Annotated in this window: 1 protein-coding gene; it reads right to left on the bottom strand. The window is 65.8% G+C overall.

Annotation, left to right across the window (positions count from 1 at the left end; genetic code table 11):
• Positions 1 to 553 (bottom strand): phage portal protein (locus tag CAG11_RS33060; protein ID WP_143494913.1); only part of this gene is annotated, 553 nt, incomplete at both ends.

The raw sequence follows: 553 nt of genomic DNA, 5'->3' as shown, positions 1-553 counted from the left end.
CTCACCGTCCGAAGTGTTGTCGCCCCCGGGCTGTTCATCGGACAAGGCCGTCATCGGCAGATTGCTCGTTGGGAACTCGGAGCTTTTCTTGATGAACACAGTGAACATCGCCGAGATCACCGCCGCCATCAGCTCGGCACTGCTGTAGCGCTCCAGCTTCTGCAACGGCTCCAGCACCGGGGCCAGGTAGGGCATGCCGCGCTTCTGGCCGGGCCGCTCCTTGTCTGCGAGGACGTGCAACACTCGGCGGCGTCCGGTAACAGCCCCGAAGGCGGTCAACCGCTCCCAGGCCAGAGTGCGCCCGGCCAGGTATTCGCCGGGGTAGCCGGTGCAGACGTGGTAAGCAATCGGCGCACCCAGGCCATCAAACTCGACGCCGTCGACCAGGTCGACCTGATCCAGCCCACCGTTCGGGTTGCTCACCCGGTCGGCCTCGATCAGTTGTAGCCGGGTACTGAACACACAGCCGGCGCGCTCCTGGTCCGGGCTGGCCACCAGCACATCCCCCGCCACCAACGACGACACCAGCACCAGGGCCTGGAGCTGGTAGTGG

This window comes from Pseudomonas sp. B6(2017), from assembly GCF_002112765.1.
Taxonomy (GTDB): Bacteria; Pseudomonadota; Gammaproteobacteria; order Pseudomonadales; family Pseudomonadaceae; genus Aquipseudomonas; species Aquipseudomonas piscis.
This window is presented reverse-complemented; position numbering and strand designations above follow the sequence as displayed.